Raw genomic sequence first — 14,963 nt, forward strand, 5'->3', positions numbered from 1 at the left:
CGTGGCGCCCACCCCGCCCACCCCGCCCACCCCGATCACCCCGCTCACCGTGGAACGGATCCGTGCCGACGTCGCCGACTGCCTCGGCGAGGACCCGGCGGACATCCCCGTGGACGAGAACCTCGTCGACTACGGCCTCGACTCGGTCCGCGTCATGACGCTGCTGGAACGCTGGCGCCGCGAACACGCCGTCACCGCCGGCTTCGCGGACCTGGCCGAGCAGCCGGCCATCGAGGCCTGGGCACCACTGCTGGGGGCGGTATGAGCATCCCCGGACTGCCTTTGACGGCGGCCCAGTCGGGCATGTGGTTCGCGCAGGCGCTGGACCCGCTCAGCCCCGCGCAGAACACCGCCGAGTGCCTGGAGATCGACGGGCCGCTCGATCCGGAGCTGTTCGCCGACGCGCTGCGCCGGGTGGCCGCCGAGGCGGAGGCGCTGCGCGTCGTACGCGTCGAGGACACACCCGAGGGGCCCCGCCAGTACGTCGCCGACGGCGTCGAACTGCCGCTGACCGTGCACGAGACGGGCGACGCGGACCAGGCGGAGGCGTGGATGCGTGCGGACCTGGCCGAACCGTTCGACCTGAGGTACGGACCGCTGTTCCGGCACGCCCTGTTCCGGGTCGGACCGGACCGCTGGCTGTGGTACCAGCGCATCCACCACCTCGTCATGGACGGCTACGGCTACTCCCTGCTGGTGCGCCGCACCGCCGAGGTGTACTCGGCGCTCGCGCAGGGCGTCGCACCCGCCCCGCGTGCCTTCGGCGCCCTCGCCGACCTGGTCGAGGACGACACCGCGTACCGCGCCTCCCCGGCGTTCGAGGCCGACCGGGCCCACTGGGCCGAGGCGTTCGCGGACCGTCCGCAGGCGCCCCGGCTCGCGGGGCGCGGCGCGCTGCCGTCCCGCACCTTCCTGCGCCGCGGTGCCCACCTGTCCCCTCGGAGCACCGAGCGCCTGCGGGATCTCGCCGCCCGGCTCCGCGCGACCTGGCCGGACGTGCTGATCGCCGCCCAGGCCCTCTACACCTCCCGGGCCACCGCGCAGGCGGACGTGGTGCTGGGCCTGCCGCTGATGGGCCGCATGGGTTCGGTGTCGCTGCGCGTGCCCGGGATGGTGATGAACGTGCTGCCGCTGAGGCTGGTCGTCTCCCCGGAGGCGACCTTCGCCGAGCTGGTGCGGCAGGTCGTACTCGGCATCCGCGAGCTGCGCCGCCACCAGCGCTACCGCTACGAGGACATCCGCCGCGACCTGGGTCTGCTGGGCGAGAGCCGCGCCCTGGTCGGCCCGCTCGTCAACGTCATGCCCTTCGACTACGGCGTGGACTTCGCCGGTGCCCCCGCCCGGGCCCGGAACCTGTCGGCGGGCCCGGTGGACGACCTGACGGTCAACATCTACGACCGCGCCGACGGCCGGGGCCTGCGCATCGACCACGACGCCAACCCGGCGCTGTACGACGACGCCGCCCTGGCCGCGCACCAGGACCGGTTCCTGCACCTGGTGGACCGGCTCGCCGGAACCGACCCGCACCTTCCGCTCGCCGAGCACTCGGTGGCCACCCCGGCCGAAGAGGCCCTGGTCCTGGAGGAGTTCAACCGCACCGACCGCGTCCTGCCGCCCACCACGCTGATCGGGCCGATCGAGTCGCGGGCCGCGCGGGCCCCGGAGGCCACCGCCCTGGTGTACGGGGGCACCACCCTGACCTACGCGGAACTCAACACCCGCGCCAACCGCCTGGCCCGGCACCTCCAGTCGCTCGGCGCAGGGCCCGGCACGGTGGTGGCCGTGTCGGTGCCGCGCTCGGTGGAGCTGGTGGTGGCCCTGCTCGCGGTGCTGAAGGCGGGCGCGGCCTATCTGCCGCTGGACCCGGACTATCCGGCACCGCGCCTGACGTACATGCTCCGGGACGCGACGCCCGTGTGCGCCGTCACCGACCGCGCCGGGCGTCTCCCGGAGGACGCGGGCACCGACGTGGTCGTCCTGGACGGCCTCGACGTGTCGGCGTACCCGTGGACGAACCCGCCCCGCGCGCTCACTCCCGCGCATCCGGCGTACGTCATCTACACGTCGGGGTCGACGGGCCGGCCCAAGGGCGTCGTCGTCCCGCACCGGGCGATCGACAACCGGCTGCGGTGGATGCAGCACGAGTACGGGCTGAGAGCCGGGGACCGGGTGCTGCAGAAGACTCCGTCGTCGTTCGACGTGTCGGTGTGGGAGTTCTTCTGGCCGCTGCGTCAGGGCGCCGCGCTGGTCGTCGCCGAACCGGGCGGGCACAAGGACCCGGTCTACCTGGCCCGTCTGATCCGCGAACAGGGGGTCACCACCTGCCACTTCGTGCCGTCGATGCTCCAGGTCTTCCTGGCCGCCCCTGAGGCGGCGGGGTGCGGGGACGTGCTGCGCCGGGTGTTCTGCAGCGGCGAGGCCCTGCCCCGCGAGAGCGCGCAGGGCTTCGCGCGCGCCCTCCCGGACGTCGCTCTGCACAACCTGTACGGGCCCACGGAGGCCGCCGTCGACGTCACCTACCACGCCGTGGACCCGGCCGCTCCGGGCCCGGTGCCGATCGGCCGACCGGTGTGGAACACCCGCCTGTACGTGCTGGACGCGGCGCTGCGGCCGTGTCCGCCCGGCGTGCCGGGCGAGCTGTATCTGGCGGGCGTGCAACTGGCCGACGGCTACCTGGGCCGCGAGGAGCTGACCGCGTCCCGGTTCGTGCGCGACCCGTTCGGGCCGGCGGGCGGCCGGATGTACCGCACGGGCGATCTGGCGCGCTGGACCGGCGGCGGCGAGGTCGAGTACCTCGGCCGGACCGACCACCAGGTCAAGCTGCGCGGGCAACGCGTCGAACTCGGGGAGATCGAGGCGGCGCTCGCCGCCCGGCCCGGGGTCGACGGGGCCTGCGCCATGGTGCGGGAGGACCGCCTCGTCGGCTATGTCACCGGCGGCGCGGACCCGGCGGACGTGCGGGCGGCACTGGCCCGCGAGTTGCCGGAGCACCTGGTCCCCGCGGCCGTCGTGGCCCTGGAGGTCTTCCCGCTCTCCCCCAGCGGCAAGCTGGACCGCCGTGAGCTGCCCGCCCCGGTCTTCGCGGGCGACGCGGGCGCTCGGCCCCCGGCCTCCGCCCGCGAAGCGGCGCTGACCCGGCTGTTCGCCGAGGTGCTGGACGTGGCCGGGGTCGGTCCCGACGACGCGTTCTTCGACCTGGGTGGTACGTCGCTGCTCGCGGTGCGGCTGGTGACGCGGGTGCGGGAGGAGTTCGGCACGGAGCTGACCATCGGCTCCCTGTTCGAGGCACCGACGCCCGCCGCGCTCGCCGCCCGGCTGGACGCGGCCGGGCCGGCCGCCGAGGACGCGCTGGGCGTCGTACTGCCCCTGCGCACCGAGGGCGACCGGACGCCGCTGTTCGGCGTCCACCCGGCGGGCGGCCTCGCCTGGTGCTACGCCGGGCTGGCGGCGCGGCTGGGACCGCAGCAGCCCGTGTACGGCCTCCAGGCCCGCGGTCTGACCGGCGACGAACGGCTGCCGCGCACCCTCCGGGAGGAGGCGGAGGACTACGCCCGGCAGATCCGCCGCGTCCAGCCGCACGGCCCGTACCGTCTGCTGGGCTGGTCGGTCGGCGGAGTCCTCGCGCACACCGTGGCGGTGCTGCTCGGGCAGACGGGCGAGGAGGTCGAACTCCTCGCGCTCCTGGACGCGTTCCCCGCCGAGCAGTGGCGGGAGCGGCCCGCGCCGCAGGAGGGCGACGCGCTGACCGCGGTGCTGCGCATGGCGGGCTTCGACCGGGCCGGCGAACGCACCCGCGAGGACGTGCTGGCCACGCTGCGCCGGGCGGGCAGCCCGCTGGCGGGGCTCTCCGAGCGCGCCCTGTCCCGGATCGTCGACATCGTGCCGAACCACGCCCGCATGATGCGCGAGCACGAGCACGCCGCCTACGACGGCGACGTGCTGTTCTTCACGGCCGCCGCCCCGCGCGCCGAGGACTGGCTGACACGCGAGGCCTGGCGCCCGTACGTGCGCGGCGCGATCGACAACCACGACCTGGACTGCACCCACCCGCAACTGATGCGGGACCGGTACCTGGACGAGATCGCCGCGGTGCTCGCCGCGCGTCTGAAGGAACTCGACGCGTGATCGGCGCGACCGTCACCGGCCGAGGAGCTCCACGAGTCCGTCGGCCAGCTCCGTGCGCCAGCAGAGGTAGTCATGACCGCCGTTGAACTCACGGTAGGAGGAGCGGTGGGAGGAGCGGTGGGAGGAGTCGTGACAGCCGGTCGAGGCCAGGGCGTCGCGGAACCTGCGGGCGGCCGGCAGGGCCACCCATTCCTGTTCGCCGAAGGAGAGCCGAAAGCGCACCGGTGGCCGTGGCTCTTCGGCGACGGCCCGGGTGAGCCACTCCGCCTCCGGCCCGGCCGGCCACCAGAACGACCCGGACTGGACGAGGGCGTTGCCGAAGCATTCCGGGGCCGCCACGGCGGCGTACGCGGCGGTCAGCCCGCCGAGACTCTGCCCGGCGACGACGGTGCGCGCCGGGTCCTCGGACAGCGGAAGTCTCGCGGCCGCCCACGGCAGCAGCTCGTCGGCGAGGAAGCCGACGTACTCGGGCCGGCACGACAGTTCCGCCCAGCGCGTGGCCTCGTCCACGGCGTCCGGCAGCACGGCGGCGACGGGCGCGACACGGCCGTCGGCGATCAGGTTGTCGAGCAAGTGAGGCAGCCCGAGCCGGGGCCCCCAGTGCTCGCCGTCGAGCAGGACCAGAACCGGCAGCTTCGCCGGTTCCCGGGCGCCGCCGGGAGGTTCGTACAGCCAGACCCGGCGGCTCCCGCCGAGCCGTGCGCTCGCCACGGTGTGCTCGGTGAAGGTGCCCCGCGGGACGCCGGGCCGGGGCAGCCAGTCCTCGGCGCTCGGAGCGGCCGGGAGTTCGGCGTACGAGACGGGCGTGCCGTCCCAGCGGTGGGGCAGGGCCCGGGGGTTGTACGGGTCGGGGCGGCGCCGGGTGCGCAGCCACCGCCAGTATGCGGCGGTCCCCGGAGCGGGTCGGTCGCCTTCGTGGGCCTCGTCGGCGTCATGGGTGTCGTCCACGTCATCGGCGTAGAAGTCGTAGGTGCCGCGCCAGTCGTGGCGCAGACGCAGGGTCCAGTGCCACACGTCCGTGCCCGGGGCCCGCTCCATGAGGTTTCCGGCGGGGTCGCGCGGGTCGCCGAGCTTGTTCGGCAGGACCTGGACCGCACGGGTCGCGGGCGTGCCGCGCCACAGGAACGTCACCGCCCGGTGCTCGGCGCCGCCCAGCGGGTCGGGGCCCACCACAGGCGTGCCGCGTTCGCGTACGCCGGCCCAGAAGCCCTCGGTGCCGTCCGGGCCGGGCAACGCGCACACGGGGTCGGCGAGGCGCGGGACCGGGTGGGTGCGGGGCACGCGCGGCGGGTGGTTCGGGGCGCCGTCGGGAGGGCCCACGAGGAACGTGCGTACGGAATTCAATTGACCATCCGTCATCGTGTGGTTAGGTTAGCCTTACCTTACTCGATCACCAGTTCGGTCATCCCGAGAAGTCGGTCATCCCGAGAAGAGGGAGTTCCACCACTATGCCCACCCCTGCCACCCCCGCCTTCCGTACCCAGCGCCCCCACCGCCTCCGCCGCACCACGCTCACCGCGGCCGTCGCCGTGGCGGTCGCCGCGGGCAGCACACTGACCCTGGCGGGCACTGCGTCCGCGCACACCACCGGCTCGAAGGTCACGACGGCCGAGCTCACCAAGGGCCTGTACCAGTCGGCCTACTCCGAGCGGAACAACGTGCTGTGGGTCACCGCCGCCGTGGGCCGCCCGCCGGTCACCGAGTCGCACCTGCTGAAGGTCGACCCGAAGTCCCTCGCCGTCGAGGCCGACGTCACCCCGCCGGTCACCGACTCCGCCACCGGCGCCGTCGAGGCCGTGTACGGCGTGGCCGTGGACGACGAGCACAACACCGTCTGGACGACCAACACCCGCGACAACTCGGTCGCCGTCTACAGCCAGCGCACCGGCAAGCACCTGGCGAGTCTGCCGAACGTCGCCCACGCCCGCGAGATCGTCGTGGACGAGCGGCACAACACGGTCTGGGCGAGCGGTTTCGGCGACGGCACCCTGGTCGCCTTCGACTCCAAGTCCCTCGAGGAGAAGGAGCGGATCACCGTCGACGGGGCCTCCCCGACCGGCCTGACGGTCAACGAGAGGACGGGTGCCCTCTACGCGGCCGACCTCGGCAACGACCGGCTGATCGAGCTGCGGCGCGGCTCCGCGACCCCGCGCTTCGTCCCGGCCGGCGACGGCCCGATCTCGGTCTCGCTGTCCAGGAACGGCAGGACCGCGTACACCGCCGACCAGACCTCGGGCACCCTGTCCGTGATCGACCTGCGCAAGGGCGTCGTCACCAAGTCCGTGGCGACCGGCGCCGGTGCCCTGTCCGTGGCGACCGACGAGCGTTCGGGCGACGTCCTCGTCGTCAACCGCACCGACGCCACCGTCACCCGGGTCGACCCGCGCGAGGGCGTCGTGGAGGAGACCGTCGCCACCGGCGCCAACCCCAACCACGTGGAGATCGCCGGCGGCAGCGCCTACGTGGTCGACAAGTCCGGGGCCGGCGCGGCCGCGGACACCGTGACCCGCGTCCGCCTCTCCCGCTGACCACCCCCTCACCCGGCGCCCGTCAGTCCCCGCTCCGGGGCGTGACGGGCGCCAGCCACATGCCCACGATCGCGTCGACGAGACCGTCGGCGGCGTCCTGCCAGGTGGCGCGCGGGGTGGGGCGGTTCTCGGCCAGGGCGCGCTCCCGCTCGGCCGCCGTGTGCACGATGAGGTGCCGGGCCATGTCGCCCCGCTCCGCGCCGACCTCGCCCGGCAGCGCGGGCATGCTCCGGTTGCGCCCCTCGATGATCTCCCGCAGCGAGACGGAGGCTCGGGACTCCTCGGTCATGATCTGCCGCAGCGCCGGGTCGGTCATGACCTGGGCGCAGAACCGCGCGTACCAGGTGGGACTGCCCAGCGCCGCAAGGTGGTCGAACTGCGGACGGACCAGGCAGTCCACCCAGTCACGCAGACCGGGCGAGTCGCCGAGCGCGGCGAGCTGCCGGGCGCGCAGCTCCTCGACGCGCTCCGAGTGCCGCTGCGCGATGGCGCGCACCAGGTCGATCTTGGTACCGAAGTGGTAGCCGACCGCGGCGTTGTTGCCCTGCCCCGCGGCCTCGCTGACCTGGCGGTTGGAGACCGCGTAGACCCCGTGCTCGGCGAACAGCCGCTCAGCGGTGGTCAGGATCAGCTGCCGGGTCGCGCTGACCTGTTCCGTCCGGACCGTACTGCCCGCCATGCTCACCGCCGCGCCGGGACTTGCCTTACGGCCCACGGCGACCAGTCCCTCGAGTCGTCGCAGGTCCGCCGTCGTACGGCGCGTTGTCACAAAAGCCTACGGGGCGGCGGCGCCGGGTCGCCGAGCGACCCGGAGGGGCGTGCCCTCTCCACACCCCGTAGAGTACTTCAAGCGACTGACTTAAAGGTTCGCGCTCCGGTTCCGACACTCATTGCCCGAAAGGCTCCTCCATGCCCGCTTCACCCGCCGCACCACGGCCGAACGCCGTGGTGGCGGTACTGGCCCTGGCCGGGATCGTCGTCGCGCTGATGCAGACCCTGGTCATCCCGATCATCCCGGAGCTGCCCAAGCTCCTGGACGCGTCGGCCTCGGACGCGGCCTGGGCGGTGACCGCCACGCTGCTCGCCTCCGCGGTGGCCACTCCGGTCGTCGGCCGGCTCGGCGACATGTTCGGCAAGCGGCGGATGCTGCTGCTCAGCCTGGTGCTGCTGATCGCCGGCTCGGCGGTCTGCGGACTGAGCGACACCCTGGTCCCGATGGTCGCGGGCCGCGCCCTGCAGGGCCTGTCCGCCGCCGTCATCCCGCTCGGCATCAGCATCATGCGCGACGAGCTGCCGGCCGAGCGGCTGGCCGGCGCCACCGCGGTGATGAGCGCCTCCCTCGGGGTCGGCGGTGCGCTCGGCCTGCCCACCGCCGCGCTGATCGCGGACAAGCTCGACTGGCACATGCTGTTCTGGCTCTCCGGCGCGCTCGGCGCCGTCTCCCTGGTGCTGGTCCTCGCGCTGGTGCCCGAGTCGGCGGTGCGCACCGGCGGCCGCTTCGATGTGCTCGGCGGCATCGGCATGGCGGCCGGCCTGATGTGCCTGCTGCTGGCGATCTCCAAGGGCGGCGACTGGGGCTGGACCGGAGGCACCACCCTCGGTCTGTTCGCGGCGGCCGTGGTGATTCTGCTGGTGTGGGGATGGTGGGAGCTGCGTACCCCGCAGCCGCTGGTGGACCTGCGCACCACCGCCCGCCGCCAGGTGCTGTTCACCAACCTGGCGTCCATCTCCATCGGCTTCTCGATGTTCGCGATGTCCCTGGTGCTTCCGCAGCTGCTCCAGTTGCCCGAGGCCACCGGTTACGGACTCGGCCGCTCCCTGCTGACCACGGGCCTCGTCATGGCGCCGTCCGGTCTGGTGATGATGGCGTTCGCGCCGGTCTCCGCGAAGGTCTCCAAGTCCAGGGGCCCGAAGGTGACGCTGATGATCGGCGCCCTGATCGTCGCGGCCGGCTACGGCCTGAACATCGTGCTGATGTCCGAGGTCTGGCACCTGGTCCTGGTCTCCTGCGTCATCAGCGCGGGCATCGGCTTCGCCTACGGCGCCATGCCGTCGCTGATCATGGGCGCCGTCCCGGCGAGCGAGACGGCCGCCGCGAACAGCCTGAACACCCTCATGCGCTCGCTCGGCACGTCGACCGCCAGTGCCATCGCCGGCGTGATCCTGGCCCAGATGACCATCGACCTCGGCGGCTTCGCCGTGCCGTCCGAGAGCTCCTTCAAGGTGGTCATGGCCCTCGGCGCCGGCGCGGCCCTGCTGGCCTTCGCCATCGCGTCCTTCATCCCCCGGCACCGTCCCGCCGGCTCGGCGGCGGGCACGGCACCGGCCGGCGGTGTCGCGCCGGAGCCCGCCTCCGTCCGCTGACCGCGACGGCGCCGGCCCCGCCCGGGACCGGCGCCGTTCAGGCGAACCTGGCGGGCGACGCGCGTGGCGGCGCCCGGACACGTCGAGAACTGATCCGTGGAGCTGCCGCTGATCCCTCCGATGCTCGCCACCCCCGGCGCCCTGCCGCCCCCCGCGCAGGACGCCCGCTGGGCCTACGAGACCAAGCAGGACGGGCAGCGCGTGGTGGTCTACCTGCCCGGTGACGGCGGTGTGCGGCTGCGCGCCCGCTCCGGCCAGGACATCACGGCCGCCTACCCCGAACTGGCGCCGCTGGCCACCGCGCTCGGCGGCACCTCCGCCGTACTGGACGGGGAGGTGCTGGCCCTGGACGAACACGGCCGCGCCGACTTCCAGTTGCTGCAGTCCCGGATGGGGCTCGCGCACGACCCGGGCCGGGCGGCGCACCGGGCCGCGAAGGTCCCCGTCCATCTGGTGCTGTTCGACGCCCTGCACCTGGCGGGCCGCTCCCTGCTGCGCCGGCCCTACACCGGCCGCCGCGAGCGGCTGACGGACCTCGGCCTCGACGGGCCGTCCTGGTCGACCCCGGCCGCGCTGGTCGGGCACGGCGAACAGGCCCTGCGGGCCACCCGTGAGCACGGCCTGGAGGGGCTGGTGTGCAAGCGGCTGGACTCCCTGTACGAGCCCGGGGCCCGCTCCCGCGCCTGGATCAAGATCCGCAACATGCGCAGCGAGGACGTCGTGGTCGGAGGCTGGCTGCCCGGAAAGGGACGGCTCGGCGGACTTCCCGGCGCCGTGCTGGTCGGCCAGCGCGCCGCGGGCCGGCTGCGCTACGTCGGCGGGGTCGGCACCGGCTGGAGCGCGGGCGAGCGCACCGAGCTGGCCGCGCTGCTGCGGGCCGCCGCGACGGACGTGTGCCCCTTCGACCCGGTGCCGCCGGTGCCGGGAGCGCGCTGGGTCGTCCCCCGGCTGGTCGGCGAGGTCCGCTACAGCACTCGCACCCGGGAGGGCATGCTGCGCCAGCCGTCCTGGCTCAGGCTCCGCCCGGACCTGGCACCCGAGGAGTCCGCGGCCGACGTTCCGGACGACCTGGTGTGACGCGGGGCCGAGTATTGGCCTGCCCTTAACCACCGGGACCACCGTGCACCCTTGGCGCGGAAGTGAAAAGACGGCACCCTGAACTCCCCTTCCCCCCCACAGCCGTTGGGCTGCGTCAGCAGAGGAGGACGCGATGCCGTCGCGTACCGCTCCCACCCGCCGCACGAGATGGCTCACCGCGCCGCTCGGTGCCCTCGCCCTCGTCGTCGCCTTCCCCGCCACCGCCTTCGCCGCCCCGCCCCCGGGGCTCCCCGGCAACGCCGACAGCCTGGAGCAGACGTACCAGCCCGCCTACGACTACGACACCGACGGCTGCTACCCAACACCGGCCATCGGCTCCGACGGAGCGGTCAACGGCGGCCTCAACCCGACCGGCGCCCTCAACGGCAACTGCCGGGACGCCGCCGACCTGGACAACACCAACGGCTACTCGCGCGCCAAGTGCGACAACGGCTGGTGCGCCTACATGTACGGCCTCTACTTCGAGAAGGACCAGGCGCTGCCCGGCAGCAGCCTCGGCGGGCACCGGCACGACTGGGAGCACGTCGTGGTGTGGGTGCAAGGCGGCACCGTGCAGTACGTCTCGACCTCCAACCACGGCTCGTTCAGCGTGCACGCGCGGTCGGCGGTCCGCTTCGACGGCACCCACCCGAAGATCGTCTACCACAAGGACGGCATCAGCACCCACTGCTTCCGCCTGGCGACCTCGGGCGACGAGCCGCCGGAGAACCACAAGGGCGGCTGGCAGTTTCCCACCCTGGTGGGCTGGAACGGCTATCCGGCCGGTGTCCGCGACAAGTTGACCTCCTACGACTTCGGCAGCGCCAACTTCGGCCTCAAGGACGGCAGCTTCGCCTCCCATCTGGCGGCCGCCAAGCCCTCCGGCATCTCCTTCGACCCGAACGCCTGACGCGGCGGCGGACAGGGGCCGTTCGGGCGAAGCGCGCGGCCCGGGCGGCCCGGGGGCACTATCGTGTCCGCATGTCCGCCCCCGAACTGATCCGCGTCGTCTCCCGCGACTCCCCCATGGCCCTGGCTCAGGTCGAGCGTGTCCGGGCCGAGTTGACGGCCCTCCACCCCGGCGTGCGCACCGAGGTCGTGCCGGTGAAGACCACCGGTGACAAGTGGCTCGGCGATCTGTCGCAGGTGGAGGGCAAGGGCGCGTTCACCAAGGAGGTCGACGCCGCGCTGCTGTCGGGCGAGGCCGATCTGGCGGTGCACTGCGTCAAGGACGTGCCGGCCGACCGGCCGCTGCCCGCCGGGACGGTGTTCGCCGCGTTCCTGAAGCGCGACGACGTGCGGGACGCGCTCGTCCACCCGGGCGGGCTCACCCTGGACGAGCTTCCCGCCGGGACCCGCGTCGGCACCTCCTCGGTGCGCCGCGTCGCCCAGCTGGCCGCCACCCACCCGCACCTGCGGTGCGTGCCGTTCCGCGGCAACGCCAACCGGCGGCTGGCGAAGCTCGCCGCGGGTGAGGCGGACGCGCTACTGCTCGCCGTCTCCGGGCTGGAGCGCATCGGCCGCCCCGACGTGATCAGCGAGGTCCTCTCCACCGAGACGATGATGCCGCCGATCGGCGCGGGCATCCTCGCCCTGCAGTGCCGGGAGGGCGACAGTGCCCTCATCGAGGCGGTCAGCGCCCTCGGCGATCCGCGGACGCACCGGGAGGCGACGGCGGAGCGCATGTTCCTGCACGTCCTCCAGGGGCACTGCAACAGCCCCATCGCGGGGCACGCACACGTGGACCGGAGCGGGGAACTCTCGCTGCGGGCCTGTGTCTTCACCCTGGACGGCAAGACGCGGCTGAACGCTCACGAGTGGGCCGGCCGGCTCGACCCGGCGACCCTCGGCACCTCGGTCGCGGTGGCCCTGCTGCGCCAGGGCGCCCGGGAGATCATCGACGGCATCGCGCACTGACGCGCCGCCGCCCGGGGGTCAGGCGGAGTCGTCCTCCGACTGGCCCCGCAGGAACGCGCTGACCTGATGGGCGAGGCCCTCGTCGCGCACCGCGCCGCAGGGGGCCCCGGTGGCGCCGTCGGGCAGCCCGAGGCCGCCGCTCCACAGCCGGCGGTCGGCCCACTCCTCGTCCACCCGCAGCTGCACCTGGACGTCCACCTGGCACAGGCTCGCCTCCGGGCCGGCGGCGTAGAGCACGGCGGTGGCCCGGCGCAGCGGGTAGACGTCGAAGCCCTCGATGAACTGGGAGTTGCGCCAGTCCAGGAAGGCGCTCTCCCCGTCGGTGCCGATCCGCACGTCGATCTGGCCGTCCTCCAGGTGGATGCCGAGGTGCCGCCCGCCGCGGTTCTCGACGGTCACCCGGACGCGGAAGTACGTCAGCGACTCGGCCGCGTCGTCGCGCCCGCGCGGCGGCTCGGCCGGCTCCAGAGCGTGAACACGGACCCGCAGGCCGGCGTGCTCGTCGTACTCCTGCCAGTCCCCGACCACGTTCGGCTCGTACACGGTGCCCCTCTCGACCTCTCGACGCTGCTTCCTATCCGTACGCTCAGCGCACTGTCAAATGAGCGGAATGCGCTGTGGCCAGGGGCTTCGCCCCTTTTGATCGGTGATCAAGCGTTGCGCAGGAACTATCGGCCGGCGCCCGCTCGCGGCGATCATCGCAGCGTGCCGCACATCACGTCGGCCGGCGGGGCGGCGCCGATCACCGGTCCGCAGCCGTTCGAGTGGCCGTTCGGGGCATTCGCGCTCAGTATCCATATATACGAGGACTTGCCAGCACCCCTGCTGAGGGAGGTGCGCGTGATGCGTGTCGCCGGCAGAACCAAGCCCCACCCGCACGACGACGCCCCCGACACGGCCGCGGCGTTCGACCGGCTCGCCGGGCTGCCCGAGGGACCCGAGCGCAAGGCGCTGCGGGACGAACTGATCCGGGTCTGGCTGCCCATGGCGGAGCGGATCGCCGTCCGCTTCCGGGGCCGCGGCGAGAACCTGGAGGATCTGTATCAGGTGGCGGCCCTCGGCCTGGTCAAGGCCGTCGACCACTACGACCCGGAACGCGGCCACGCCTTCGAGGCATACGCCGTACCGACCGTGACCGGCGAGATCAAACGGCACTTCCGCGACCACATGTGGACGCTGCACGTGCCGCGCCGGATCCAGGACCTGCGCAACCGGGTCCGCAAGTCCGCGAAGGAGCTGGCGCAGACCACGCCGGGGCGCGCGCCGACGGTCGAGGAGATCGCCGAGCACGCGCAGCTGACCACGGTCGAGGTGCGTACCGGCATGGAGGCCCTGGAGTGCTTCTCCGCCCTGTCGCTGGAGGCGGAGATGCCCGGCACCGACGGGTACGCCCTCGGGGACGCGCTCGGCGGCCTTGATCCCGCCTTCGACGCGGTCGTGGACCGGGTGGCCGTCCGGCCCTGTCTGGAGGCGCTGCCCGAGCGCGAGCGCACCATCCTCTACCTGCGCTTCTTCGCAGGGATGACGCAGAGCCGCATCGCCCAGCAGCTCGGCATCTCCCAGATGCACGTCTCCCGGCTGCTCACCGGCTGCTTCGACCGGATACGCGAGGAGATCCTCACAGAGGCCCGGTGAGGCGGGTACAGCGCCCCAGGCGGTCCTCCAGAGCGGCGAGGATCTCCGGCGGCATCACTCCGGTGCGCCCCCAGATGAGTGTCGCTTCGGCCACATTGCGGAGTTTGATGTTCGTATGCTGGGAAACCTCCTTCAGTACGATCCACCCCTCGTCCGGCGTCACCCCGCCGAGGACGACGACCACGCCGATGGCCTGGTCGACGACGGCGTGCGAGACGACCGCCTCCTTGAGCTGGCGGACCTGCTCCTGCAGCCGGAAGATCTGGTCCGAGTCCGAGCCCGCATCCGATTCCGCGGTCGAGTCCGAGTCCGTGGGGGGCATGGTCACCTCCGGATCCCCATCGTCGCCATCGGTGCCCTGCCCCGCCACTGGGCCGTCCGGGGCGTCCGCGTCCCCGTTTCGGCGTCGCCGCCGGGGTACTCGGCAGGCGCCCGCCGCACTCCCGGCCGGACACTGGTGTGGAGCCGGTGACTGCCGGTGGACGAGACCAGGACACGACTGCCATGAATCACGACATGACCTTCCCCGCCGGCGGGAAGAGCCTCCTGTCCACGCACTCCGTGTACGGGGCCCCGTGCTGGGTGAGTCTCACCAGCCGTGATGTGAAGGCCACCGAGGAGTTCTACTCCGCCGTACTGGGCTGGCAGTGGCGGCCCGCCAAGCTGGGCGAGCCCTTCCGGATCGCCCTGGCCGACGGGGTGCCCGTGGCCGGGATCGCCGCCGTGGCCTCGATGTGGCAGATGGCGGTGGCGTGGACGCCGTACTTCGCCGTGCGCAGCGCGGACGAGGCCGTGTCGCGGGCCCAGGAGCGCGGCGGCACCGCCGCGGTCGGGCCGATCTCCCTGCCGCCCGGGCGGGCGGCACTGCTCGCCGACCGGGACGGCGCGACGTTCGGGATCTGGGAGGGCGAGCTGTTCACGGACTGGGACGCCTGGCGCACCTCGCGTCCCGCCTTCATCAGGCTGCACACGCGCGACGCCTTCGACGCCGCCATCTTCTACGGCGAGATCTTCGACTGGGCCTCGGGCGAGGGCTGCTGCGAGGTTCGCTACGAGGGCGACGAGGTGGTCCTGCGCAACCAGGGCGACGTCGTGGCACGCATCGAGTCGGGCGCCCTGGGCGCGGCCCCCGACCCGGCCGTCCGGCCGCACTGGCAGATCCACTTCGCGGTCGAGGACGTCGCGGCCCGCGCCCGCACCGCGGAGCGGCACGGCGGCAGCGTGCTTTCCCTGAGCAGCGACGAGGCGGTGCTCAGGGACGCCGACGGCGCGCAGTTCACGGTGACCGCGCGCCGCCTCGACAGCTGACCTCACCGG

At 73.4% G+C, this 14,963-nt stretch carries 13 protein-coding genes; 9 read left to right on the forward strand and 4 right to left on the reverse strand.

Annotated features, from left to right (window positions below):
* The first annotated feature begins 1 nt into the window (after position 1).
* Together ACGH7X_RS03235 and ACGH7X_RS03240 are read left to right on the forward strand one after the other, a co-directional pair.
* Positions 2-265 (forward strand): phosphopantetheine-binding protein, encoded by a 264-nt coding sequence (locus ACGH7X_RS03235; protein WP_399881381.1) that lies wholly within the window; start codon positions 2-4, stop codon positions 263-265.
* On the forward strand, positions 262-4,125 hold the full coding sequence (locus ACGH7X_RS03240) for an amino acid adenylation domain-containing protein (RefSeq protein WP_399881382.1): 3,864 nt from the start codon (positions 262-264) through the stop codon (positions 4,123-4,125). Before ACGH7X_RS03235 ends, ACGH7X_RS03240 begins: the two co-directional genes overlap by 4 nt.
* 12 nt (positions 4,126-4,137) lie before the next feature.
* Here the strand turns inward: ACGH7X_RS03240 and fes are convergent, their stop codons facing one another.
* Positions 4,138-5,469 carry an enterochelin esterase gene (gene fes / locus ACGH7X_RS03245; RefSeq protein WP_399881383.1) on the reverse strand — a complete coding sequence of 444 codons (1,332 nt, stop codon included), beginning with the start codon at positions 5,467-5,469 and terminating at the stop codon, positions 4,138-4,140.
* A gap of 104 nt (positions 5,470-5,573) precedes the next feature.
* Here fes and ACGH7X_RS03250 point away from each other — a divergent pair, with 104 nt between their 5' ends.
* Entirely contained in the window at positions 5,574-6,653 is a 1,080-nt protein-coding gene (locus ACGH7X_RS03250) for a YncE family protein (protein ID WP_399881384.1), read from the forward strand.
* Positions 6,654-6,675: 22 nt separating this feature from the next.
* Here ACGH7X_RS03250 and ACGH7X_RS03255 read toward each other — a convergent pair whose 3' ends face one another.
* Positions 6,676-7,332 (reverse strand): TetR/AcrR family transcriptional regulator, encoded by a 657-nt coding sequence (locus tag ACGH7X_RS03255; protein ID WP_399896745.1) that lies wholly within the window; start codon positions 7,330-7,332, stop codon positions 6,676-6,678.
* A gap of 230 nt (positions 7,333-7,562) precedes the next feature.
* On the opposite strand from ACGH7X_RS03255, the gene ACGH7X_RS03260 reads away from it, so the two are divergent.
* The 4 genes from ACGH7X_RS03260 to hemC all read left to right on the forward strand — a co-directional run bounded on the left by ACGH7X_RS03260 (position 7,563) and on the right by hemC (position 12,011).
* Positions 7,563-9,017 (forward strand): MFS transporter, encoded by a 1,455-nt coding sequence (locus tag ACGH7X_RS03260; protein ID WP_399881385.1) that lies wholly within the window; start codon positions 7,563-7,565, stop codon positions 9,015-9,017.
* A 96-nt stretch (positions 9,018-9,113) separates the two neighbouring features.
* Positions 9,114-10,094 (forward strand): ATP-dependent DNA ligase, encoded by a 981-nt coding sequence (locus ACGH7X_RS03265; RefSeq protein WP_399881387.1) that lies wholly within the window; start codon positions 9,114-9,116, stop codon positions 10,092-10,094.
* Between the two features lie 133 nt (positions 10,095-10,227).
* Positions 10,228-11,004 (forward strand): NPP1 family protein, encoded by a 777-nt coding sequence (locus tag ACGH7X_RS03270; protein WP_399881389.1) that lies wholly within the window; start codon positions 10,228-10,230, stop codon positions 11,002-11,004.
* A gap of 71 nt (positions 11,005-11,075) precedes the next feature.
* Positions 11,076-12,011, forward strand: a complete 936-nt coding sequence (gene hemC / locus ACGH7X_RS03275; protein WP_399881391.1) for a hydroxymethylbilane synthase — start codon at positions 11,076-11,078, stop codon at positions 12,009-12,011.
* A gap of 18 nt (positions 12,012-12,029) precedes the next feature.
* Here the strand turns inward: hemC and ACGH7X_RS03280 are convergent, their stop codons facing one another.
* On the reverse strand, positions 12,030-12,554 hold the full coding sequence (locus ACGH7X_RS03280) for a hypothetical protein (RefSeq protein WP_399881393.1): 525 nt from the start codon (positions 12,552-12,554) through the stop codon (positions 12,030-12,032).
* Between the two features lie 300 nt (positions 12,555-12,854).
* Between ACGH7X_RS03280 and ACGH7X_RS03285 the strand changes: the two genes are divergently transcribed.
* Entirely contained in the window at positions 12,855-13,646 is a 792-nt protein-coding gene (locus ACGH7X_RS03285) for a SigB/SigF/SigG family RNA polymerase sigma factor (RefSeq protein WP_399896748.1), read from the forward strand.
* Here the strand turns inward: ACGH7X_RS03285 and ACGH7X_RS03290 are convergent.
* The gene (locus ACGH7X_RS03290) at positions 13,630-13,968 is read right to left on the reverse strand and encodes an ANTAR domain-containing protein (protein WP_399881395.1); all 339 of its coding nucleotides are present in this window, start codon (positions 13,966-13,968) and stop codon (positions 13,630-13,632) included. The two genes, ACGH7X_RS03285 and ACGH7X_RS03290, sit on opposite strands and share 17 nt — an antisense overlap.
* A gap of 182 nt (positions 13,969-14,150) precedes the next feature.
* Between ACGH7X_RS03290 and ACGH7X_RS03295 the strand changes: the two genes are divergently transcribed.
* Positions 14,151-14,954, forward strand: a complete 804-nt coding sequence (locus ACGH7X_RS03295) for a VOC family protein (RefSeq protein WP_399881397.1) — start codon at positions 14,151-14,153, stop codon at positions 14,952-14,954.
* Positions 14,955-14,963 lie beyond the last annotated feature (9 nt).

Origin of the sequence: Streptomyces sp. BBFR51, from assembly GCF_044591655.1 — a bacterium.
Lineage (GTDB): Bacteria > Actinomycetota > Actinomycetes > Streptomycetales > Streptomycetaceae > Streptomyces.